The organism is Pigmentiphaga humi (genome assembly GCF_900606115.1).
Classification (GTDB): domain Bacteria; phylum Pseudomonadota; class Gammaproteobacteria; order Burkholderiales; family Burkholderiaceae_B; genus Pigmentiphaga; species Pigmentiphaga humi.
Genome location: NZ_UWPJ01000005.1, coordinates 363,199 through 386,051 on the forward strand (window position 1 = coordinate 363,199; position 22,853 = coordinate 386,051).

General features: G+C 67.3%; 20 protein-coding genes. 14 read left to right on the forward strand and 6 right to left on the reverse strand.

What is annotated here, in order from left to right; all coding sequences use genetic code 11:
- Window positions 1-6: 6 nt before the first annotated feature.
- Window positions 7-756 (forward strand): molybdate ABC transporter substrate-binding protein, encoded by a 750-nt coding sequence (gene modA / locus PIGHUM_RS01980; protein ID WP_124077560.1) that lies wholly within the window; start codon window positions 7-9, stop codon window positions 754-756.
- On the forward strand, window positions 753-1,541 hold the full coding sequence (locus PIGHUM_RS01985) for a sulfate/molybdate ABC transporter ATP-binding protein (RefSeq protein ID WP_124077561.1): 789 nt from the start codon (window positions 753-755) through the stop codon (window positions 1,539-1,541). The genes modA and PIGHUM_RS01985 overlap by 4 nt, the downstream gene beginning before the upstream one ends.
- On the opposite strand, the gene PIGHUM_RS01990 is transcribed toward PIGHUM_RS01985, so the two are convergent.
- The 3 genes from PIGHUM_RS01990 to PIGHUM_RS02000 form a co-directional block, all read right to left on the reverse strand.
- Window positions 1,542-2,165: an ATP-binding protein gene (locus PIGHUM_RS01990; RefSeq protein ID WP_160142103.1), complete on the reverse strand. Its 624-nt coding sequence runs from the start codon at window positions 2,163-2,165 to the stop codon at window positions 1,542-1,544.
- Between the two features lie 232 nt (window positions 2,166-2,397).
- Window positions 2,398-3,915 (reverse strand): PAS domain S-box protein, encoded by a 1,518-nt coding sequence (locus PIGHUM_RS01995; protein WP_124077563.1) that lies wholly within the window; start codon window positions 3,913-3,915, stop codon window positions 2,398-2,400.
- 129 nt (window positions 3,916-4,044) lie between these two features.
- Window positions 4,045-5,001, reverse strand: a complete 957-nt coding sequence (locus PIGHUM_RS02000; RefSeq protein ID WP_124077564.1) for a LysR family transcriptional regulator — start codon at window positions 4,999-5,001, stop codon at window positions 4,045-4,047.
- Window positions 5,002-5,218: 217 nt separating this feature from the next.
- On the opposite strand from PIGHUM_RS02000, the gene PIGHUM_RS02005 reads away from it, so the two are divergent.
- The 8 genes from PIGHUM_RS02005 (at window position 5,219) to PIGHUM_RS02040 (ending at window position 14,868) form a co-directional block, all read left to right on the forward strand.
- Entirely contained in the window at window positions 5,219-7,312 is a 2,094-nt protein-coding gene (locus PIGHUM_RS02005) for a hydantoinase/oxoprolinase family protein (protein WP_124077565.1), read from the forward strand.
- A complete protein-coding gene (locus PIGHUM_RS02010) occupies window positions 7,312-9,066 on the forward strand; it encodes a hydantoinase B/oxoprolinase family protein (protein WP_124077566.1) in 1,755 nt (584 codons plus the stop codon). Before PIGHUM_RS02005 ends, PIGHUM_RS02010 begins: the two co-directional genes overlap by 1 nt.
- Window positions 9,056-9,430: a hypothetical protein gene (locus tag PIGHUM_RS02015; RefSeq protein ID WP_246012863.1), complete on the forward strand. Its 375-nt coding sequence runs from the start codon at window positions 9,056-9,058 to the stop codon at window positions 9,428-9,430. The genes PIGHUM_RS02010 and PIGHUM_RS02015 overlap by 11 nt, the downstream gene beginning before the upstream one ends.
- Window positions 9,431-9,509: 79 nt before the next feature.
- On the forward strand, window positions 9,510-10,547 hold the full coding sequence (locus PIGHUM_RS02020; RefSeq protein ID WP_124077567.1) for a CobW family GTP-binding protein: 1,038 nt from the start codon (window positions 9,510-9,512) through the stop codon (window positions 10,545-10,547).
- Between the two features lie 58 nt (window positions 10,548-10,605).
- Window positions 10,606-11,571 (forward strand): Bug family tripartite tricarboxylate transporter substrate binding protein, encoded by a 966-nt coding sequence (locus tag PIGHUM_RS02025; protein WP_246012864.1) that lies wholly within the window; start codon window positions 10,606-10,608, stop codon window positions 11,569-11,571.
- A gap of 97 nt (window positions 11,572-11,668) precedes the next feature.
- Window positions 11,669-12,613, forward strand: coding sequence for an NAD(+) diphosphatase (nudC, locus tag PIGHUM_RS02030; protein WP_124077569.1), 945 nt, complete (start codon window positions 11,669-11,671; stop codon window positions 12,611-12,613).
- Window positions 12,614-12,616: 3 nt separating this feature from the next.
- Window positions 12,617-13,948, forward strand: coding sequence for an NTP/NDP exchange transporter (locus PIGHUM_RS02035; protein WP_124077570.1), 1,332 nt, complete (start codon window positions 12,617-12,619; stop codon window positions 13,946-13,948).
- Window positions 13,945-14,868 (forward strand): aldo/keto reductase, encoded by a 924-nt coding sequence (locus PIGHUM_RS02040; protein WP_124077571.1) that lies wholly within the window; start codon window positions 13,945-13,947, stop codon window positions 14,866-14,868. Before PIGHUM_RS02035 ends, PIGHUM_RS02040 begins: the two co-directional genes overlap by 4 nt.
- Before the next feature lie 37 nt (window positions 14,869-14,905).
- Here the strand turns inward: PIGHUM_RS02040 and PIGHUM_RS02045 are convergent, their stop codons facing one another.
- Window positions 14,906-15,508: an HD-GYP domain-containing protein gene (locus PIGHUM_RS02045; protein ID WP_124077572.1), complete on the reverse strand. Its 603-nt coding sequence runs from the start codon at window positions 15,506-15,508 to the stop codon at window positions 14,906-14,908.
- A gap of 121 nt (window positions 15,509-15,629) precedes the next feature.
- On the opposite strand from PIGHUM_RS02045, the gene PIGHUM_RS02050 reads away from it, so the two are divergent.
- The 4 genes from PIGHUM_RS02050 (at window position 15,630) to PIGHUM_RS02065 (ending at window position 20,256) form a co-directional block, all read left to right on the forward strand.
- Complete coding sequence (locus tag PIGHUM_RS02050; RefSeq protein ID WP_124077573.1) at window positions 15,630-16,511, forward strand: LysR substrate-binding domain-containing protein; 882 nt, start codon at window positions 15,630-15,632, stop codon at window positions 16,509-16,511.
- A gap of 126 nt (window positions 16,512-16,637) precedes the next feature.
- Window positions 16,638-17,786 carry a PrpF domain-containing protein gene (locus tag PIGHUM_RS02055; protein WP_124077574.1) on the forward strand — a complete coding sequence of 383 codons (1,149 nt, stop codon included), beginning with the start codon at window positions 16,638-16,640 and terminating at the stop codon, window positions 17,784-17,786.
- 74 nt (window positions 17,787-17,860) lie between these two features.
- Window positions 17,861-18,835 carry a Bug family tripartite tricarboxylate transporter substrate binding protein gene (locus PIGHUM_RS02060; RefSeq protein WP_124077575.1) on the forward strand — a complete coding sequence of 325 codons (975 nt, stop codon included), beginning with the start codon at window positions 17,861-17,863 and terminating at the stop codon, window positions 18,833-18,835.
- Between the two features lie 194 nt (window positions 18,836-19,029).
- Window positions 19,030-20,256 (forward strand): MFS transporter, encoded by a 1,227-nt coding sequence (locus PIGHUM_RS02065; RefSeq protein WP_124077576.1) that lies wholly within the window; start codon window positions 19,030-19,032, stop codon window positions 20,254-20,256.
- On the opposite strand, the gene PIGHUM_RS02070 is transcribed toward PIGHUM_RS02065, so the two are convergent.
- Both PIGHUM_RS02070 and PIGHUM_RS02075 read right to left on the reverse strand, forming a co-directional pair.
- Entirely contained in the window at window positions 20,248-20,727 is a 480-nt protein-coding gene (locus PIGHUM_RS02070; RefSeq protein WP_124077732.1) for a YaiI/YqxD family protein, read from the reverse strand. The two genes, PIGHUM_RS02065 and PIGHUM_RS02070, sit on opposite strands and share 9 nt — an antisense overlap.
- Before the next feature lie 113 nt (window positions 20,728-20,840).
- Window positions 20,841-22,736: an ATP-binding protein gene (locus PIGHUM_RS02075; protein ID WP_124077577.1), complete on the reverse strand. Its 1,896-nt coding sequence runs from the start codon at window positions 22,734-22,736 to the stop codon at window positions 20,841-20,843.
- Window positions 22,737-22,853 lie beyond the last annotated feature (117 nt).

Genomic DNA, 22,853 nt, shown 5'->3' on the forward strand with positions numbered 1-22,853 from the left:
ATTCCCATGACTCGTTCCCGTTTTGCCGCCCTGTTCCTCTCCCTGGCCCTGCCGCTCTCCGCATCGGCCCAGGAACTGACCGTTTCGGCCGCCGCCAGCCTGACCAACGCCTTCAAGGAAATCGGCCAGCAGTTTGAGAAGAACCATCCCGGCACCAACGTGCGGCTGAACTTCGCCGCCTCCGGCACCCTGCTGCAGCAGATGGCCCAGGGCGCGCCGGTGGACGTGTTCGCCAGCGCCGACCAGGCGACCATGGACAAGGCCGTGGCGCAGAAGCTGATCGACACCGCCACCCGCAAGGATTTCGCCACCAACAGCCTGGTGCTGATCGCGCCGCTGCAAGGCGGCCCGGCCATCGGCTCGCTGCAGGACCTGTCCGGCGCGGCGGTCAAGCGCATCGCCATCGGCAAGACGGCCACCGTCCCGGTGGGCAACTACACCAAGGAGGCGCTGGAAAGCGCCAAGCTGTGGGAGCCGCTGCAGCCCAAGTTCATCCAGGCAGACAGCGTGCGCCAGGTGCTGGACTACGTCAGCCGCGGCGAAGTGGATGCCGGTTTCGTCTACCGCACCGACGCGGCCGTCATGCAGGACAAGGTCAAGATCGTGCTGACCGCCGGCGGCCATACGCCCGTTTCCTACCCGGTTGCGCAGTTGGCCGAGAGCAAGCACAAGGCGCTGGCCGGCAGCTTCGTCGACTTCCTGCTGTCGGTGCCGGGCCAGGAGATCCTCGGCCGCTACGGCTTCGGCAAGCCGTGATCGACGTCGATATCGAACTGACCGTGCGCGATGGCGCACGGCGTTTCGACCTCGGCGTGCGCTTTGCCACCGAGGCGCCTTTCGCTGCGCTGTACGGGCCCTCGGGGTCAGGCAAATCGCTGACGCTGCAGGCCATTGCCGGCCTGCTCAAGCCGCGTGCCGGACACGTCCGGCTCGACGGCCGCACTTTGTTCGATGCGGCGCGCGGCATCGACCTGGCGCCGCGCGAGCGCGGCGTCGGCTATCTGTTCCAGCACTACGCGCTGTTTCCCCATTTGTCGGTGCGGCAGAACATCGGCTTCGGCCTGACGACTTGGCGCCGGCGCCGGCTGACGCCGGCACAGCAGGCGCGGGTGGACAGCCTGATCGAGCGCTTCGGCCTGTCGGCCATGGCCGACAGCCGGCCGGGCGTGCTGTCGGGCGGACAGCAGCAGCGGGTGGCGCTGGCGCGCGCGCTGGTTCGCGAGCCTTCGGCGCTGTTGCTGGACGAACCGTTCGCCGCGCTCAATCCCATGCTGCGCGGCGCGCTGCGCCGGGAACTGGCCGAGGTGGTGCGCCAGGCGCGCATTCCGGCGCTGATGATCACCCACGATATCGACGACGTGCTCGAACTCGCCGATGTCGCCTTCGTCTACCAGGACGGGCAGGTCGTGCGCGACGTGGACTTGCGCAAGGGCGAAAGCCGCGATCATGCGCGCCGGGCCCTGGGCGACGAACGGCCCGTGGAATCGCCCATGCGGCAAAAACTGCGGCACCTGCTCAACGACGGGCCGGCGGCCGGCTGATCAGGATGCCGGCGGCGTGCGCGGCGGGGCGATGCCGACCCGTGCAACGATGCGCGCGGCAGCCTGGCGGTCGATGCTGAGCGAACCGCCCGAGCGGGCGCAGACGCGGGCCACGTACTTGAGGCCGAAGCCGGCATGGCTGCGCAAGTCGAAATCCGCCGGAAAACCGGCGCCTTCGTCTTCCACCTGCACGCAGGCGGCACCGGAGGCGGGCCGCACCTCGATGCGCACTGTTCCCGTACCGTACTTGATGCTGTTGGTGGCCAGTTCGATCACGACCGAACTCAATGTGACCAGCGCCGCGTTGTCCACCGGGGGCAGGCCCGTACATGCCAACTGCACCGTGCGGCCTGAACGCGGATCGATCAATGCCGCCTGCAATTGCCCGACCAACTGAGCCAGATGCGCGGCCGCATCGGCGGGCGCATCCGTGCCGGCGCGGTAGGCATGTTCGTGCAGGCGCACCAGGTTTTCCAGCCGGCTGACGGCGATGCCGAGTTCGCGCCGGACCTCCTCGCTGCCGCTGCGACGCGCCTGCAATTGCAAGGCGGTGGAGAGCAGGTGCAATCCGTTGTGGATGCCATGGTGCAATTCACGCAGACGCAGGTCCTGGATATCTTCCATGACCTGGCTCGGGGATGGTGCGGAAGTGCTCGATGCTGGCTCGCTGCCTGAAACGCTCGTCATGAGTATGGTTGCGCCCCGGAGTGTGCCCACGCGAGGATCGTTGGTCACACCAACAGGCACTCCATGCTTGAGCCGAGGACATAGGCAGACTGTAGCGGCGCTCCCTGTCCAAAGCCAGATGAACACGTACTAGGCGCGGTGGTATTTTCATCCCGGTTTTCCATAGCGCTCACCGGCGGGAGGTTCTTCGCCTGCCGCGCGCCGATTCCGCATAGCCGGTCACGCCGCGCTGGCGCGCCCAGACGATCGCGTCGCTGCGGCGGTGCACGCCTATCTTGCTGTAGAGGGTGGCGATGTGGTTGCGCACGGTATTGGGCGAGAGCTGCAGCACGTGGGCGATGTGCTCGTTGTTCTCGCCTTGGCACATCAAGCCCAGCACTTCGCGTTCGCGTTCGGTCAGGTCCGACAATTCACCGGCGCCTGCCTTGCTGCCGGACGGACGGCGCAATTGGGCGAGCTTCTCTATCACCGTGCCGCTGAACCACGAGGCATCCTGCATGACCGCATCGATCGCGGCCATCAGTTCCTCTTCGCTCTGCTTGCGCTCGGTGATGTCCTGCATCGCCACCAGCACGCAGCAGGCGCCCTGGATCTCCATGGTCTCTGCCGACAGCAGGCAATCGAACTCATGGCCATCGCGGGTGCGCAGCATGATCTCGGCATCGCGCACGCCGCCTTCCCGCAGGGCCGCCAGCAACCGGCGGCGGTTGTCCTCGCCGCACCAGGGCGCTTCATGCCCTGCCGCCGCGCCGTTCTTGCGCACCTCATGGCCGGTGGCCTGCGTGAAAGCCTCGTTGGCATCCATCGGCGCGAGGTCGTCGAGCGCGCACAGCGCCATCGGCACCGGGGCGAGCCGGAACGCCTTCGAGAAGCGCTCTTCGGATTGCCGCAACGCTTCTTCGGCTTGCCAACGCGGCTCCATATCCATGAAGGTGAACAACATGCACGGCGCATCGCCGACCTCGATGGGCTGGCCCGCGACGATGACCCGCCTGGTGCGCCCTTGCGGCAGGCGCAGCATGGCTTCCATCTGCGGGATCGGGCGGCCTTCCTTGAGGTGGCCCACGGCCAGGTCGCGGTCGGCGGCGCCGTTCAGCACGTCCAGCTCGTAGGTGAAATGGCCGATGATCTGCGCGCGGGCATAGCCCGTCATTTCCAGGAAGCCCGCGTTCACCTTGATGTAGCGCAGGTCCGCCAGGCGGCAGATGACCGCCGGAGCCGGATTGGTGTTGAAAGTGCGCTCGAAGCGTTCTTCGGCGTCATAGCGCTCGGTGACGTCCTGGATGACCAGCACCAGCGACTCCGGCTCGCCTTTGGGCGTGGTCAGGGCCAGGCCGCGCACCTGGTGGACGCGGCGTAAAGAATCGTCGCCCGGCTTGGAGACCTCCACCACGACGTCGCTGAAGCATTCGCCGCCCAGCAGGCGCATGATCGGATACTGCGCCGGCGCGAGCGCGTGGCGGTTGCGGTACTTGAGTGTGTAGGCGGCCACGTACTCGCGCGCCGTGCGGCCCAGCCGCGCCGGCGTGGCGGCCTCGTGGATGGTCAACGCGGTCTTGTTGGCCCAGACAATGCTGCCGTCCGGGTCGATCAGCATGACGCCCTCGCTCAGCCCGGAGATGATTTGCTGCAACTGCCGGCGGTCCGCCTGCGGTTTGGGGGAGGCCTGCGCGGGGGTGTTTCTCATGCCCATCTCCAGGAGGCAATAGCGCGCTTCGCCGGATGATGCGGTCCCGCATCGGCTTGTGTCGGGGTCGACAGCGCGCTGCCTGAGCGCAGGAAGTTTATCTGATCGGCAAAGCGACGGGTGCCGGCCCTAGCCGGCCGGGCGGGCGCGTTTGCGCGAGGGCGCCGGGCTTGCGACGGGCGGGCACAACTCCGCGCCCCATTCCTCGACGAGCTGCTGCAGCATGGTGCTGACCACTTGGCCGGCGCTGGTCAGCACGCCGGTCTTGGGCAGGGCCAGCGTAACGTAGCGGCGCAGATCCGGGCTGACCAGCCGCGCTGCTTGCAGCGTGCCTTGCTGCAGCTCCAGCATGATCGAATAGGGGCCGAGCACGGCGTAGACGCCGTGGCGGATCGCCAGTTCCTTCTGCGCCGTCAGCGAGTCGGCCTCGATCACGGCATCGAGTGCGAACCCCTTGCTGCGCGCGGTTTCATCGAGGATGGCGCGCCAGTGCGCGGGACGCCGCGGCAATACCAGCGGCAACCCCTGCAGGCGCGCGAAATCCAGCGACGCTTCGCGGGTCAGGACGTCGCCGGGGCGAGACACCAGATAGGTGTGGCCGGTGGCCAGCAGCCGTTCTTCGCTGCTGTCGGGCTTGTGGTAGCGGAACAGGATGGCCATGTCGACGGCGCCCGCATCCAGCAAGGCGTCGAGTTCGCCGCCCTGTCCTTCGCGCACGTTCAGGCGTATCAGCGGATAGTGCCGGCGCAGGCGGCCGAACAGCGTGGTGATGAGCGGATGGGCCGCCGAGGGCAGGATGCCCAGCCGCACCTCGCCCATGGGCACGGACGAGGTGGCGCGTATGTCGTGGAACAGCTGGTCCGTGTCGGCCAGCCAGCCGCGCACGCGCGCGATGATGCGCTCGCCCAGTTCGGTCAACACCACCCCGCGGCCGGTGCGGCGGAACAGCCTGCCGCCGCATTCCTGTTCGAGATTGCCGATCTGCCGGCTGATGTGCGATTGCACGGTCATGCGCGCGGCGGCGACCTTGGTGAAGCTGCCCGCTTCGGCCACTTCGATGAACAGCCTGAGATCCGCCTGGTTCATGCGAGGCTCCTTTTAGCGTGAACAAGCCCTGGGCCGCCTGCGGGATTCGAGGAGGGAGACATCACAATTTCGGCATGTCTGAAATCTCTGATTCTAGACTAGGAAGATATCTGTCTGCTCCCTACACTGCCCCTCGCTACGACATCGCGCGATGCGTACGGACATCCGATCAACGGCAGCCGGGGCGGACCCGGATGCCCGAACAGCGTCCATTACCATGACAGACATCAACCTGGCGCCCGAGACAGCGCCCTTGCGCATCGCCGTCGACATCGGCGGAACCTTCACCGACCTGGCGGCTTTCGACGAAAGCGCCGGCACCCTGCATTTCGGCAAGGCGCTGTCCACGCACGGCAAGCTGGTCGACGGCATCCAGCACACGCTGGACGGCGCCGGCATCGACTTGCGCAACGGCTATCTCTTCCTGCACGGCTCGACCATCGCGATCAATACCCTGCTCGAACGCAACGGCGCCAAGACCGCGCTGCTGATCACCGAAGGCTTCCGCGACATCTACGAGATCGGCCGGGTCAACCGCCCCGATGCGTACAACCTGTTCTTCTCCAAGCACACGCCGCTGGTCAAGCGCTCGCTGCGCTACGAAGTGGAGGAGCGCCTGCGCGCCGACGGCAGCGTCCACAAGCCGCTGGACGAAGAGAAAGTGCGCGAAGTCGCCCGCGCGCTCAAGGCGCAGGGCGTGGAGGCCGCGGCGGTGCTGCTGCTCCATTCCTACCGCAAGCCCGACCACGAAAAACGCGTCAAGGAGATCCTGCTGGAAGAGATGCCGGGCGTGTTCGTGACCGCCTCGCACGAACTGTCGCAGGAATACCGGGAGTTCGAACGCGCCTCCACCGCGGTTGCCAATGCCTATGTCGGGCCGCGCGTATCGGCCTACCTGGGCCAGCTCGAAACCCACTTGAACGACCGCGGCTTCGGCGGCGATTTCTACGCGGTGCAATCGACCGGCGGCCTGTTCCCGCTGGAGCACGCGCGGCGCGATTGCGTGCGCATGCTCGAATCGGGGCCGGCGGCGGGCGTGATCGGCGCGCAGGCCATCTGCGCGCAATTGGGCCTGCCCGATGCCATCGCCTTCGACATGGGCGGCACCACCGCCAAGGCCGGCGTGATCAGCGAGGGCCGGCCGCTGACCACCGGCAGCGCGCTGATCGGCGGCTACGAAAAAGCCCTGCCCATCCAGATCCCGATGATGGACATTTTCGAGGTCGGCACCGGCGGCGGCAGCATCGCCCGCGTCGAGCTGGGCAACTCGCTGCGCGTGGGTCCGCAGAGCGCGGGATCCATGCCGGGTCCGGTCTGCTATGGACGCGGCGGCGCCGAGCCGACCGTGACCGACGCCAACCTGGTCCTGGGGCGCCTGGATGCCGAACACTTCCTGGGCGGCACCATGCCGCTGGACCTGGAGGGCGCGCGCGCCGCGATGCGGGAACGCATCGGCGCGCCGCTGGGCCTGGACATGCAGCAGGCCGCCGACGGCATCCTGCGCATCGCGGTGACCGCGATGTCGCACGCGGTCAAGGCCGTGACCACCGAGCGCGGCCTGGACGCCGGCAGCTTCACCATGGTGGTCTACGGCGGGGCCGGGCCGCTGCACGCTTCGGCCATCGCCCGCGAACTGGGCATCAAGCGCGTGCTGGTGCCGTACGCGCCGGGCTATTTTTCGGCCTACGGCATGCTGTTCAGCGACCTGCGCTACGACTACGTGCGCTCGGTGTTCCGCCGCCTGGACGATCTTTCGTTCGCCGAGATCGAGTCGCTCTACGCCGCCATGGAGGAAGAAGGCCGCGCCGCCGTGGCCGCTTCCGCGGTGCGCCCCGACGACATCGTCATCGAGCGCTCGGCCGACATGCGCTACGTGGGCCAGGAGCACGCGGTGACCGTGGACCTGCCGCGCCTGTACTTCGAGCGCCAGGACCGCGATGCCATCAAGCACCACTTCGACGACGTGCACGCCATCCGCTACGGCACCAGCGCGCCGGCGGAACCGGCCGACATCGTCAGCCTGCGCGTGACGGTGCTGGGCGCCATGCGCAAGCCGCCGCGCCACGCCGTGCAGGCCGGCGGCGCGACGCCGCCCGAGCCGGCGCTGCGCGCCCGCAAGCCCGTGTACTTCCGCACGCACGGCGAAGTGTCCACGCCGGTCTACCGGCGCGACGCCCTGCTGGCCGGCAACCGCATCGCGGGGCCGGCGCTGATCGAAGAACATGCCTCCACCACCGTCGTCCAGCCCGGCGACGAACTGACCGTGGACGCGTGCGGCAACCTGCACGTGGCCATCGGGAGCGAACGATAATGAACGCGCGAGACACCCAACCGCAGACGGTCGACCCGGTGACCGTGGAGATCATCCGCAACGGCCTCCTGGCCGTGACCGAGGAAATGAAGACCAACCTGATGAGGACGGCGTACAACCTCATCATCTACGAGGCGCTGGACTTCACCGTCGGCCTGTTCACGCCCGAGGGCGACACGGTCTCGATCGGCCTGGGCCTGCCCATGTTCATCCGCGGCATGTCCGAGACGGTCAAGGCCAAGATCCGCCACTTCGGCCTGGACGACATCCACCCGGGCGACATCCTGGTCACCAACGACGCCTACGTCACCGGCAGCCACCTGAACCACTTCACCTTCACGATGCCGGTCTACCACGAAGGCCGCATCGTCGCCTTCACCTGCTGCATGGCGCACTGGCTGGACGTGGGCGGCACGCTGGGGCAGGTCACCACCGACATCTTCTCGGAAGGCATACAGATCCCCATCGTGAAGTACCGCCGCGAAGGCGTGGTCAACCAGGACCTGGTGGACATCATCGCGATGAACGTGCGCCTGCCCGAGCGCGCGCTCGGCGACCTGCGCGCGCAGATCACGGCCGTCACCACCGGCGAACGGCGCTTCCTGGAACTGGTGCAGCGCTACGGCGTGCCGGCCGTGCACGGCGCGATCGCGCAGATCATGGACCAGTCCGAGGCCGTGGCGCGCCAGAACACGCTCAGCATTCCGGACGGCACCTACGAGGCCGAGTCGTACATGGACGACGACGGCGTGGACGTGGGCCGGCGCATTCCCATCCGCGTCAAGGTGGTCAAGCAGGGCGACGAGATGACCATAGACCTGTCGGACGTGAGCCGGCAGGTGCGGGGCTTCTACAACTCGGGCTTCACGACCGGCATCGCCTGCGCCCAGGTGGCGTTCAAGTGCCTGACCACGCCCACCGACTATCCCGTCAACGACGGCAGCTTCCGGCCGCTCAAGGTGATCATGCCCATGGGCACGGTGATCAGCGCGGAACGGCCTTTCCCGATGCGGGTGTGGATGACCTTCCCGATGACGGTGATCGACACCATCTTCAAGGCCCTGGCGCCGGCGATGCCCGACCGCGTCATCGCCGGCCACCACGCCGATCTCGTGTTCCCCAACATCCACGGCATTTCGCCCGAAGACGGACGGCTGTTCATCGTCGGCATCGGCCCGCTGGGCGGCGGCTGGGGCGCGAAGTCGCGCGAGGACGGCGTCTCGGTGACGGTCTGCATCAACGACGGCGACACCCACAACAGTCCGACCGAACAGCTGGAGGCCAAGTATCCGGTGCTGGTCGAGCGCTATGCGATCCGCACCGACAGCGGCGGCGCGGGGACGTATCGCGGCGGACTGGGCGCGGAGATGGTGGTGCAGGCGCTCTCGCCGTTCTCGGTCACTACCCGAATCGACCGCATGCATTGCAAGCCCTGGGGGCTGGAGGGCGGGCACGAGGCCGCCGGCAACGGCATCGCCATCCGCAAGCGGGGCGAGTGGGACGACGGCATGCCCAACGCCAAGATCTTCAACGTGCGGCTGGAGCGGGGCGATGCCTACAAGATGCTGTCGGGCGGCGGCGGCGGCTTCGGCGATCCGCGCGGCCGCGATCCCGAGGCGGTGGCCGACGACGTGCGCGAAGGCTACGTCAGCCCCGAATCGGCACGCGAACGATACGGCGTCGCGCTGACCGCGGCGGGCGAGGTGGACGCGGCCGCCACCGCTGCCTTGCGCGGGAGCGGCCGTGCCGGCTGAAGCCGACCTGCGCCAGGCGGCAGCGCTGCAGCGCCTGTGGAACGAACTGGCGCTGCAGCACGTCGCCATGGGCGGCGGCGCGTGCGCCTGCGGCATAGGCGGCGTGGTCGTGCGCCTGCAGGATTTCGAGCGCGACATCGTCGATTACCTGCAGGCCGAGGCGGCGCGGCTGGGCGAGCAGGAGGCCGGGGCGCTGCTGGACCGGCACGCCGCGGCGGCCGGGGCCGACGGCGCCGGCCTGGCCGAGGTGCTGGGGGAACTGGCGGATCCCGCCGCCCAGGTGCCGCAGGCGGCGGCCCATTGGCTGCTGGCGCGCCTGGACCGGACGCTGACGTCGTTCGCGCGCCTGCATGGCGGACGATGACGCCGGCCGCATCGCCCGGAGTGGAAGTACGCCGATTCCCGCGACGGGAGCGGCGCAACGCAGAGGTGGAGCCGTTCACATGACACCGCAGGAAAACGACACGCGCATGCCGGTCACCGTGCTGACCGGTTTCCTGGGCAGCGGCAAGACCACGCTGCTCAACCGCCTGCTGGCCCAGCCGGCGCTGGACGACACCGCCGTCATCGTCAACGAGTTCGGCGAGATCGGCCTGGACCACCATCTGCTCGAATCGAGCAGCGAAGACATGGTGCTGCTGGCCAACGGCTGCATCTGCTGCACCATCCGGGGCGATCTGGTGGAAGCGTTCGCGCGGCTGCGCGAGCGGCTGGCGCAAGAGGGCCGGGCGCCGCGCCGCGTCGTCATCGAGACGACCGGCCTGGCCGATCCCGCGCCCATTCTGCACACGCTGATGAGCGAGCCGGAGGTGGCGCGCCACTACCGGCTGCGCCACGTGGTCGCGACGGTGGACGCCTGCAATGGATTGGACACGCTCGAGCGCCATGCCGAAGCGGTCAAGCAGGCGGCCGTGGCGGATCGCCTGGTGCTGACCAAGACCGACCTCGCGCCGCCGGCCATGGCCGACGCGCTCGGCCGCCGCCTGCGCGAACTGAATCCCGGCGCGGCCATGGACCGGGCCGACGCCGCCCCCGCGGCGCTGGCCGGCTGGCTGGACACCCCGGACGATGCGGACGGCCGCGGGTTGCGCCGCTGGCTGCGGGCCGAAGCCTACGAGGCGGCGGACGCGCACGACCACGGCCGCCACACGCACCATCACGACCGGACCCGTCATGGCGAACACATCCGTTCCTACATGGTGACGCGCGACCATCCCGTGTCCTGGACCGGCGTGCAGCGCTGGCTGGCCATGCTGGCCTCGATGCGCGGCCCGGACCTGCTGCGCGTCAAAGGCATCGTCGACGTGGCCGAGCATCCGGGCACGCCCGTGGTCATCCACGGCGTGCAGCACATCTTCCATCCTCATGTCTTCCTGCCCGCCTGGCCGGACGGCGACCGCCGCACCCGCATCGTCTTCATCACGCGCGGCATCGAACGCGATCTGGTCGAGGAAACCCTGAGGATCTTCGAGAACAAGTGAACCCCACCTCCCACGCGCGAAGCGCGGTGCAGCAACCATGATGAAAAAGGAGACAACGTTGAAACCCCTCATCCGATATCTTGCCGGCGTGCTGGCGTGCGCCGCCGCCGTGGCGGCCCATGCGCAGGCCTACCCCAACCGTCCGGTACGCGTCATCGTTCCCTACCCGCCGGGCGGAACCGTCGACGCCGTGGCGCGCGTGTTCGCCGACAACCTGGGCCACCAGCTCGGCCAGACCTTCGTCGTCGAAAACCGCGCGGGCGCGAGCGGCTCCATCGGCAGCGAAGCGGTGGCGCGCGCGCCGGCCGACGGCTATACGCTGCTGGTCAACGCCTCCACGTTCGCGGCCAGCCCGCTGCTGCTCAAGAGCCTGCCCTACGACATCCACAAGGATTTCACGCCCATCACCAATCTCGGCGAAGTGCCCCTGCTGGTCACCGCCGCCCCGGGCGTGCAGGCAGGGAACCTGCGCGAGTTCATCGATCTGGCGCGCAAGCAGCCGGGCAAGTATTTCTTCGGCGCCTCCGCGGCGGGTTCGGCCAGCCACCTGGCCGAGGCGGCGATCAGCTACGAAGCCAAGGCCGATCTTCCCATCGTGCTCTACAAAGGCACCGGCCCGGCGCTGACCGACCTGATGGGCGGCCACATCAGCGCGGTCATCGACGCGGTGCCGTCGTCGCTGCCGCCCGTCAAGGCCGGCCGGACCAAGGCGCTGGCGGTGACCAGCAAAGAACGGCTGGCCGCGCTGCCCGACGTGCCGACCGTGGCGGAGTCGGGCCTGGCGGGGTTCGAGATGGTGTCCTGGTACGGGCTGTGGGGTCCTGCCGGCCTGCCCGCCGAGGTCGTGCGTACCTTGCGCGACGCGGTCGTCAAGGCCATCGGTTCGGCGCAGGTCAAGCAGACTTTGAGCGAGCAGGCCTTCGTCGGGAAGGGTTCGTCCCCGCGGGAATTCGCCGACTACGTACGCGCCGAGAACGCCAAATACGACAAGCTGATCAAGGCCGCCGACATCAAGATCGAATGAAGGGCGCGGCGCCGCGTCCAGCGTAGAATGGCCTGCATCTTCGCCCCGTGTCCGCTTGCGCCGGCATGCGGGCACTACCCACAATGTGCAGGTGTTCATGCAGACTTTCGACCGCTCGGCCAGCGTCGGCTTCGGCTTCAATCCCCTGGACCGCCTATCGGAACGCCGGGCCGACACGGATTTCGTCCAGCAGCGGCGCCGCGATCCGGCGACGCGCTTTTTCGTTCTCGCGGGCGAGGTGCCGGTGCTGCGCGTGGACTCCGCGGGGCACGATCCGCTGTTCAGCGCCCCGGAAATGGCCGCGCTGGGCGAACCTCGGCATGAGATCTTCCTCGGCAACGATCCCGATGGCCGCGCCCTGTTCGCGGTTTCGCTCGATGCCGGCCGCGCCGACGCCATCGCGTCCCTGCCCGGGCTGGAGCTGATCGACGTCCGCACCATCGCCACGCGGGAATTGTTCGAGCCGGGCGTCATGGGCGAGATCGGCGCCTCCAAATCGGTGCTGGGCTGGCACCAGCGCCATTGCTTCTGCGCCAACTGCGGCGCCGCGAGCCGGCCGTCCTGCGCGGGCTGGCGGCGCGATTGCGAAGCCTGCGGCACCCAGCACTTTCCGCGCGTCGATCCGGTCGTCATCATGCTGGCGGTGGATGGCGAGCGCTGCCTGCTGGGCCGCCAGGCGCGCTTCGCGTCCGGCATGTACACCGCGCTGGCGGGCTTTCTCGAGCCGGGCGAGACCATCGAGGATGCGGTGCGGCGCGAGATCCACGAAGAGGCCGGCATCCGCTGCGCGGAAGTGGCGTATTTCGCGTCGCAGCCCTGGCCTTTCCCCGCCTCGCTGATGCTGGGCTGTTTTGCGCGCGCCATCGATACCGGCATCGTGCTAGACAACGACGAACTGGAAGACGCGCGCTGGTTCACGCGCGCCGAGGTGCGGCAAATGCTGGCGGACGAGCATCCGCAAGGCCTGAGCGCGCCGCGCCCGTTCACCATCGCATACCAGCTGCTCAAGGCGTATGCGGAAGAAACGGCGCCTGCGGTCTGAACCATGAAGCTCGACGCATCCAGGCTGTTCAACGTTCGCCGCGACGAGGCCCTGCCGGTCGCGCTGGCCGTCGGCTTTTTCTTCTGCGTGCTGGCGGCGCTGATGATGCTGCGTCCGGCGCGCGAGGCGCTCGGGATGCGCGGCGGACTGGACGCGGTGCGCTGGCTGTTCGTCGGGACGGCCGTGGTCACGCTGCTGGTCAACCCGGTGTTCGGGCTGCTGGTGAGCCGGCTGCGGCGCATGCAGTTCATCGCCGTTACCTACCTGTTCTTCGCCGCCAGCCTGGCGGCCTTCTATCTGCTGATCGTCGAGGCGCCCGGAGCGATAGGCGTGGCCAGCGGACAGGTGTTCTACGTCTGGTTCAGCGTATTCAACCTGTTCTCGACCATGGTGTTCTGGGCATTGATGTCCGACCGTTTCACGCTGGAGCAGGGCAAGCGCTTCTTCGGCCTGATCTCCGTGGGCGGCACCCTGGGCGCGATCTTCGGCCCCTGGCTGGCGTCGGTGCTGGCGCGGCCGGTGGGCACCGCCGGCCTGCTGCTGGTGTCGAGCGGCCTGCTGCTGCTTGCCTTGGTTTTGGCCTGGGCGATCTCGCACGTGCAGCCGCGTGGCGACGCCGGCCCGGCGGTCGCGGACGAGCGCGAACGCATAGGCGGCGGCGCATGGGAAGGCGCCAAGGCGGTGCTGCGCTCGCGCTACCTGGCCGGCATCGCCGTCTACGTGATCATCCTCGCCGTCATGGCGACCTTCCTCTATTTCACGCGGCTGCAGATGGTAGCGGCGCTGGGCAGTGAACTGGACGCGCGCACCGAGCTGTTCGCCCGCATCGACATGCTGACGCAGATCGCCACGCTGGTCATCCAGCTGTTGATCGCCGGCCATCTCATGAAGCGGCTGGGCGTATCGATCACGCTGGCGCTGCTGCCGCTGACGACGCTGCTGGGCTTCGTGGGGCTGGCCATGGTGGGTTCGCTGGCGGCGCTGATCGCCTTCGAGTCGGCTTTCCGCGCGGTGCAGCGCGCCATCATGCGGCCGGCGCGGGAAACCCTGTTTACCGTGCTTAGCCGCGAGGACAAGTACAAGTCCAAGGCCTTCATCGACACCTTCGTCTACCGGTTCGGCGACGTCGCCGGCGCGCAGGTCGAAGGCGCGCTGGGCAGGCTGGGAATGGGCGTGGCCGCGATCGCCAGCGTGGCGGTGCCCCTGGCGCTGGCATGGGCCGCGCTGGCGCTGTGGCTGGGGCGCGCCCAGCAACGCGCGGCGGATGCCGGACCGGCTGCCGCGCCGAACGACACGCATGCCGCCGTCATCCTGCAAGAAGGAGCGAAACCATGATTTCACGCCGCGATTGCCTCAAGCTGGGACTGGCCGCGGGGGCCGCCGCGCGCGCATGGCCGGCCGCTGCCGCCGAGCCCTTGATCACGCGCGCCATCCCCAGGACGGGCGAACGCCTGCCGGTGGTCGGCCTGGGCAGTTCCGCCACGTTCTCCAGCACCGCCGCCGGCGAGGAGAAACAGCGCCTGCGCGAGGTATTCGAGGCCATGCTCGCCCAGGGCGGGACGGTCTTCGATACCGCGCCGGGGTACGGCGCCTCGGAAGAAGTGGCCGGGCAGATCGCGCGCGATACCGGCATGGCGGCCAAGCTGTTCTGGGCCACCAAGCTGAACGTGGCGCAGGGCGGCACGGCCGACCCGGCCCGGGCCCGCGCCCAGCTCGACGCCTCGTTCCAGCGCGTGGGCAAGACGCCCATCGACCTGATCCAGGTCCACAACATGGGCGACGTTCCCAGGCAGTTCGGCCTGCTCAAGGAACTGCGGGAGCAGAAGCGCATACGCTATGCCGGCGTCACCACGACCTTCCCGCGACAGTACGACATGCTCGAGCAGGCCATGCGCGCCGAGCCGCTGGATTTCATCGGCGTGGACTACGCCATCGACAACCGCGTGATGGAAGAACGCATCCTGCCCCTGGCCGCCGACCGCGGCATCGCCGTGCTGGCCTATGCGCCCTTCGGCCGCACCCGGCTGTGGGACAAGGTGCGCGGCCACGAGGTGCCGCCGTGGGCGGCCGAGATCGGCATCCGTTCGTGGGCGCAATTCTTCCTGAAATTCGTGGTGGCCCATCCCGCGATCACCTGCGCCACGCCCGCCACCAGCCGCGCGGCCAACGCCATCGACAACCTGGGCGCGGCGCGCGGCGAGCTGCCCGATCGCGCGATGCGCGAACGCATGGCCGCGCACATCGAGAAGCTGTAGCCGCGGGGTCGCTGCTTGCGCAGCGGGCCGCCGCCGGTCAGGCGCCCCGGAACACGCCCATGTCGGGGCGCTCCATCAATCGGGCGAACTCGTCGAAAAGCCGGGGATCGTTCTTGCTGCCGCGCTCGCCGAGCAGGATCTCCATGATCTCGTGGTGGGTGCGCGCGTGCTGGTAGGGGCGTACCGAAGCCATGGCGTCGTAGCTGTCGGCCAGGCTCACGATGCGCGCCAGCAGCGGGATCTGCTCGCCGTGCAGTCCGTCGGGATAGCCGCTGCCGTCGAAGGACTCATGGTGGTGGCGAATGGCCGCGGCGGCGAGATCTGCATTGTCGTCCGCCGCGGCCGCGAACATCTGCTCGCCCAATTCGGCATGGCGCATCATGACGTCGCGCTCGGCCGCATCCAGCCTGCCGGGCTTGAACAGGATGTCGTCGGGGACCTGGATCTTGCCGATGTCGTGAAAAGAAGCGGCCTGCCGCAGCTGGAGGATTTCCCCTTGGGGCAGGCCGCAGGCCAGTCCGAGTTCCTGGGCGAGGCGGCCGACGCGGCCGCTGTGGTCATACGTGTGATGGCAGCGTTCCTGGAGGGCATGGCATAACTCCGGGAGCGAGGAAAGCGGGGTACTGGGTGGAACGGGCATGTCCGGATTCTAAAACCTGGCAGGACACATGCGATAGGATAGGGCGATATTTTTCGCATCCCGCTACGCCTGTGCCCGGCGAACGCGCTGGAGTCCGACGCCCAACACCGGCCTTTTTTGCATGAACAAACGCATTCTCGCTCCGTTGAATCCTCTGCGGGCCTTCGAGGCCGCCGCGCGCCTCGGCGGCTTTACCGCCGCGGGCGAAGAACTGAGCGTGACCCAGGTGGCGATCAGCCGCCAGGTCCGGACCTTGGAGGATTACCTCGGCGTGGAGCTGTTCGTGCGCAGCGCACGCTCGATCAAGCTCACCAAGGCCGGCGCCAGGCTGTATCCCGCCATCAGCCGGGCCATGGATGAAATCGCGGTCGCGACCGCGCAGGTCAGCAAGCGCGGCCGCACGGAAATGTTGGCCATCCAGGCGTATTCGACCTTCGCGCAATGCTGGCTGATCCGGCGCCTGCCGGATTTCCACGACGCCCATCCCAACGTCGAGGTGCGCCTGTCGTCGCCCCCGCTCGACCGCTCCGCCGCCGCCGAGGACGTGGACGCTTCGATTCATTTCGGCGTGCCCAGCGGCCTGAACCTGGCGGCCGACTTCCTGGCGCCGATCGAACTGATGCCGGTGATGAGTCCCGCGCTGCTTGCGCGCCATGGCCGCAATCCGCCGGACCTGGCGCGGCTGACGCTGCTGCATTCCCTGGCCCGGCCGCGCGACTGGTCGGTATGGCTCGATGCCGCCGGCGTGCGCAGCCGGGATGCCTATAAAGGACACCGCTTCGAAAGCTCGGCCATGGCCTACGAGGCGGCCATCCAGGGGGTGGGCGTGGCGCTCGGCGTGCGGGTGCTGGTCGAATCTTATCTCGAGTCAGGCGTGCTGGTCGCGCCCTTTTCCTACGTGCACAAGATGGACGGCGGGTACTACCTGGTGCGCGAGGCCGACCGGCCGATGTCGCGCGCGCTGCGCCAGTTCCGCCAATGGCTGCTGGCCCGGCTGGCCTGATGGCCAATAAAAGATTGGCCAAAGCCGCCTGAAAAGTTGCTTTTGCAACTACTTGGATTGCGCCAGAATCTCGCTCCTCATTGAGAACGCCTGCAAAGGGCGGCGGAAAGCAAGAGGAGCAGGACCATGAACGCACTGGAGTGCGTCGTTCTTCGGGGCGGCAGCAGCAAGGGAATCTACATCGAGCGCGACCTGTTGCCCGCGCCCGGCCCGCAGCGCGACCAGCTCATCCTGGACCTCTTCGGCAGTCCCGATGCACGCCAGGTGGACGGACTGGGCGGCGCGGACAAGCTCACCAGCAAGGTCGCCGTCATGGGCAAGCCCACGCGCGACGACTGCGACGTGGACTTCCTGTTCGGCCAGGTCGGCACCGCATTGCCGACCGTGGACTGGCGCAGCAACTGCGGCAATCTCTCGGCCGGCGCGGCCCTGTATGCCGTTTATCGCAACTATGCGCGCGGCGAAGGCAGCCATGCAGAGGTCGCCATCCACCAGGTCAACACGGGCAGGAAACTCAAGGCGCGCGTCCCGCTCGAGCACGGCCTTCCGGCGCGGCATGGCGACTACGCGATAGGCGGCGTGCCGGGCACCGGCCCGCGCATCGAACTCGACTTCGGCGACTTCGGCGGCGCCACGCTGGATCGCGGCCTGCTGCCCACCGGCCACGTCGTCGACACCTTCGACATTCCCGGCATGGGCCCGCTGGAAGCCAGCGTGGTCGATGCCGCCAACCTGTGCATCTTCGTGCGCGCTGCCGATTTCGGTCTGGACGCGGCCGCCGACGTCGAGCAATTGCAGGCCAATCCCGCGCTGGTGCGCCTGCTCGACGTGGTTCGCGGCGTGGTGTCCGAAGCCATCGGATTCGCCAGCGGCGACGTCGCGGCACGCATGCAGGCCAGCCTCAACCCCCTGCTGTTCCTGGTCGGCCCGGCGACTCCCTACAAAACCGCCAGCGGCCGGACCGTCGAGGCCGATCAGCAGGACATCACCGCCCGTTCGTTCTCGCGCACCTTCTCCAAGGCCTATCCGGTGACGGGCGCCGTCGCCACCGCAGCCGCCTGCGGCGTGCCGGGCAGCATCGCCCACCAGGCCGCACGCCTGCGGCCGACCGCAGAGGGCGCCTACGACGTGCGCATCGGCCACCCCGCGGGAGTCTTCCCCGTGCGCGCCGAGGTGGCCTGGCCCGGCGGCGTGCACACATTGCGTTCGGCCGTCCTGGGCCGTACCGCGCGCGTCCTGATGGACGGCCGGGCAGCGCTCAAGGGCGAGTACTGAATCCCGGTAATCATCCCGCCGGCCGCGCCGAGCGGGAGCAGCATTCGGAAACCACAAAAAGGAGCAGTAACACCATGAGACATCTATTGACCCTGGCCACGGCGGGCCTCGGCCTGGCCCTGGCGGGACCGGCGGCGGCGCAGCAGGACTTCCCCAGCAAGCCGATACGCCTGGTCGTGGGCTACGGCGCCGGCGGCACCACCGACATCCTGGCGCGCGTCATCGCCGATAAATTGTCGGGCGTCGTCAAGCAAAGCATCGTGGTGGAGAACCGCACCGGCGCCGCCGGCGGCATCGCCGCGGCCACGGTCGCCCGCGCGCCCGCCGACGGCTACACCCTGTTCATGGGCACGGTCGCCAGCCACGGCATCAACCCCGCGCTGTACAAAAAGCTCGAATACGATCCCGTCGCCGACTTCTCGCCCGTCGCCTTGGTCGCCACCATCCCGCTGGTCCTGGTCGTCAACAACCAGCTGCCGGTCAAGGACGTGCCCGAACTGATCGCGCTCGCCAAGCGCAAGCCCGGCGAGCTGAACTACTCCTCCGGCGGCAACGGCTCGCCCGTCCATCTGGCCGGCGAACTGTTCGCCCACACCGCGGGCCTGCAGCTCACCCACGTCCCCTACCGCAGCGGCGCGCAAGGCAACGCCTCGGTCATCGGCGGCGAAACCCAGCTCAGCTTCGCCCTGCTGCCGGCCATCATGCCCCAGCTGCAGGCCAACCAGGTCCGCCCGCTCGCGCTGACCGTCAAGGACCGCTCGGCCGTCCTGCCCGACGTCAAGCCGCTGCCCGAATACAAGGGCTTCGAGAAATATTCGGTGAACTCCTGGAACGCCGTGTTCGCCCCGAAGGGCACGCCGGCCGGCATCATCGCCAAGCTCGACACCGCGATTGCCAAGGCCTTGCAGGATCCGGACCTGAAGGCGCGCTTCGCCGCAGCGGGCGCGGACCCGACCTTCAGCGACGCCAAGGAACTGGACGGCTTCGTCAAGGAAGAGCTGGCCAAGTGGAAGGCGGTCGTGACGCAGGCGAAGATCGAACTGGAGTAATCCGGGCTTGCCGCTGCCGGCGTCGGCCGGCAGCGGCCATACCCTGCTCCCTGCATGGCCGGACCGGTCATGGTACCCTGGCGCTCGCCCGCCCGGCCAAGAACCGGGGCGGACGACGGAAGCCATCGACGGCCTTCCGATAGGCCGTTGCCCTCCCGCCCGGCGCGCGAGGCCACGAATGGGTATCTGACGATATGGCTTCCCTTCCGCAGGTCGATTCCAGGGCATCCTGGATCATCGCAACCGTCGCCCTCTGCTGTCTGGGCATGACGTTCGGCGCGCCGCTGGTTTCCACGGTCGGGCTCAAGGCGATCGCCGGAGAAATGGGCGGAGCGCGCTCCGTGCCCGCATTGGGAGGATCGCTGGCCTGGCTCGGCTCCGCGCTGGGCGGCGTGCTGATGGGGCGGCTCGCGCATCGCTTCGGCGTGCGCTGGACGGTGATGATCGGCGCCGTATCGGTCTGCCTGGGCCTGTTCATTTCCACCCTGGGCGAGCCCTGGCTGCTGTACATCGGCCACGGCGTGTTCATCGGGTTCTTCGGCATGGGCGGCCTGAACGCGCCGCTGTACGTCTACGTCAGCCAGTGGTTCGAACGCCGGCGCGGCTCCGCGCTGGCCCTGCTGTCGAGCGGAAGCTACATCGCCGGCGTCGTATGGCCCCTCGTGTTCGAGCACACCATCGCCACCTGGGGCTGGCGCGCGACCATGCTGGGCTACGGCCTGCTCGAGGCCATCGTCGTCCTGACGCTGGCGGTGCGTTTCCTCCAGCCTGCCGGCGATGCGCCCGTCCGCGCCGCGGACCGCACCGGCAGCGAAGCCGCCACCGTATTCGGCCTGCGCCCGAACGTCATCTTCGTCATGCTGGCCAGCGCCGCCTTCCTCTGCTGTATCCCCATGGCCATGCCCCAGGGCCACCTCGTCGCACTGTGCTCCGATCGCGGCCTTCCGGCAGCCGTGGGCGCCGCCATGCTCTCGATCCTGCTGGCCGCTGCCTTCATCAGCCGGCAGGCATGGGGACTCGTCGCCGACCGCATCGGCGGACTGCGGACCGCGCTGATCAGTTCAGTCATGCAGGTCATCGCCGTCTCGGGCTATCTCTACGTCACCGAGCAATTCGGGCTCTTCACCGTATCCATCGCCTTCGGCCTGGGCTTCAGCGCCCTGATTCCCGCCTACGTCCTAGCCGTGCGCGAGACCTTTCCCGCCAAGGAGGCCTACTGGCGAGTGCCCTCGCTGATGCTGATGAGCGGTTGCGGCATGGCGGTGGGCGGATGGCTTGCGGGGTACATGTACGACCAGCATGCGTCGTACGATCCGGCCTTCCTGGCCGGGGTGCTGTCCAACCTGGCCAACCTGGTGCTGCTGGGGACGCTGGTCGTATTGCAGGTCAGGTGGATGCGGCGGCGTCTGGCGCTAGGCTAGGCCGGGCATCCCGCTGGGCCGGCCCGCCAGGGCGCTTTGCAGGAACCGGTCCAGCGCATTGCCGAACGCCCGCCGGTCCGCCTGGCTGAACGCCGACGGCCCGCCCGTCGCCACGCCGCTCGACCGCAGTTCCTCCAGCATGTCCCGCATCGCCAGGCGCTCGCCTATGGTCGCCTCGGTATAGCGCTCGCCGCGCGGATTCAACACCGCCGCGCCTTTCTTGAGCACCTCGGCAGCCAAGGGAATGTCGCCCGTAATCACCAGATCCCCCGTCGCCGCCTGCGCGGCGATATACGCATCGGCCACATCGAAACCGCGCGGCACCTGTACCGCGCTCACCCAGCGCGACGGCGGCGTGCGCAGCATCTGGTTGGCGACCAGCGTGACCTGGACCGTGCAACGGTCGGCGGCGCGGAACAGGATGTCCTTGACGACGGCGGGGCAGGCGTCGGCGTCGACCCAGATGCGCAGGGGGGAGGAATTCGTGACTGGGGGCATTATGGAGCTTGGCGCGTTGGGGGAGGCTTCATTGCTTCCTTATTGCTCGAGTTGCTGCGTACTGAGTTGCGGCATCTTTTCGACATTCATGATTCATTTCTTTCCATACTTCGGTATGCCTGCTGCGGCGAATTGGGCGTATCCGGTAGAGTCATAACGATGCGCTTCTGCGCCAGCAGGGGGCGCAGGTAGTTCTGTCGAATGGTTTCCGGATTGCGGGATAGGATTAGAGAAAGTTCCTCGACCTTCCAGGATTGGTATTGGCATAGTGCGACGACCAGATCCCGTACCTGTTCTGGAGGATGCCGCTGGCCCAATCCGCCGACCCTCGCGGCTAACTGACCTGGCAGTTGGTTCAGCAGAGTGTTACGCGCCTCGGATTCAAGGTTGCTGGATAAGAAACCGGGCTTACTAGATAAGGAACTCGGCTTACTAGATAAGCCGTCTGACTCGCTAGATAACGGCTCAGACTTGCTATCTTGTTCGCCTGCTTTTCCGATCAGTCGCTCGGTAGGCTGATACCAAGTGGCAGAGCCCCTCCCCTGCTGGCTCAACAAACCTGCATCGCGCAGTTTGCGTAGTGCGGCACTGGCGGCCAGCGCATCAACCTTGTTCAAAGCACGGTAAGTGGCGTTATCGATGACGCCGGCCTCACGAGCTACGATCAAGGCACGCGCCTCTTCATCGGATAGATGGAGTTCTCGGAATCGGCCAAGCCAACGGATGTCGTCCTCACCCAGGAAATGATGGAAGAGGAACTGAGTAATGAACTGGTCCTGCCCTCGGTCGGATTCAAACAAGGGGGGCGCCAACCCGGCCGCGTCCATGGCCTCGCGAATAGCGCGGATGCCGCTGCCTTTGGTTTCGGCGAAGCGGGTTTCATGTAGTACTGCGGCAATGGTCGGGTTGCGTGGCATGGAGCCGGGTTCACCCAGATGCTCTGGTGACTTCAGCGAAAAACCAGGATTACGGATTTCCAGCCGATTTGCATAACGGATGACCTGCACGGGAGCATGGGTACGGTAGCTACGGTGCATCAAAGCGTTGACCAGGGCCTCACGCAGTGCCCGCAATGGGATGACAGGTTTGTCACTACGTTGCAAAGAGCCTTCATCAAGACCGAAGGCCTTGGGCAGGTCGTCCAGAATAGCGGCCTGAGTGCGACGCAACAGGCTGAATAGGGGAGCACGCAGTTCTACAGTGTCGAAACGGCGTTCCGCGTGCGGCATCCACTCACGGCCGGGTACGCGAATGTAATCCACTCGCGTCATGGGAAAACTACGCCGCAGGGCCAAAACCTTACCAAACAATAGTAAACCGGCAACGGTGGGTTTCCATTGACCTGTTGCATCGCGCCGAATGGCCTTCAAAGCCTGAAGCAACTCGGTGTCGGTCCAGCGTAGTTCCTCAGCATCCGGGTTGGCTTCCGCACGGGCCTGCCGATAGTCGGCAATAGCGGCCTCGTCAAGGTCGTCTAGTTCCGCATCGGGTACCAGGCCGGCATCAAAGCTTTCTTGCTGGCGCGATTGATAAAAAATGGTCAAATCATCTTCGGTACAGCGCTGGTCGCTGCTACCGATTCGGCGGAAAGCTCCCCTTGGCAGGCCGGTGGATTTGAAATAGACGGGTTTGTCCTGCGGCATGGCTTCGGGTACGAACACGACGATGACCGGCTTGTCGTCGAGAGTTTCGGTTCTGATATCCACACGCAGCGGCTGGTTGAATACACTGGCGCATTGGCTAGCCAAATCAGCACTGAGCTTGTCGGGATGGGATACCCCTTCTACCTCGTATCCAGGGAATAGCGCCATTTCTTCTCGAATGACGCCCAGCAGCAGCCAGCCTCCCCCCAAGCCCGGTTCGTTGGCAAAAGCACAGATGGTTTCCAACATTGATTTGCCGCTTTCCCGAGCGCGCTTGGCCTCGATACGCTCATTTTCATCCAATAGATTCAAACGTTGCAGCAATTCGTATGCATTCATGAGCCACTTCCAAGCTATTCGGGTGTCCGCGCTTCTGCGGTTGTCATGGGAAAACAAGTGGTATTTTTTGTTTCGTTCATCCCGTTTGGGATTTGCGACATCCGTTTAATTTTCGCC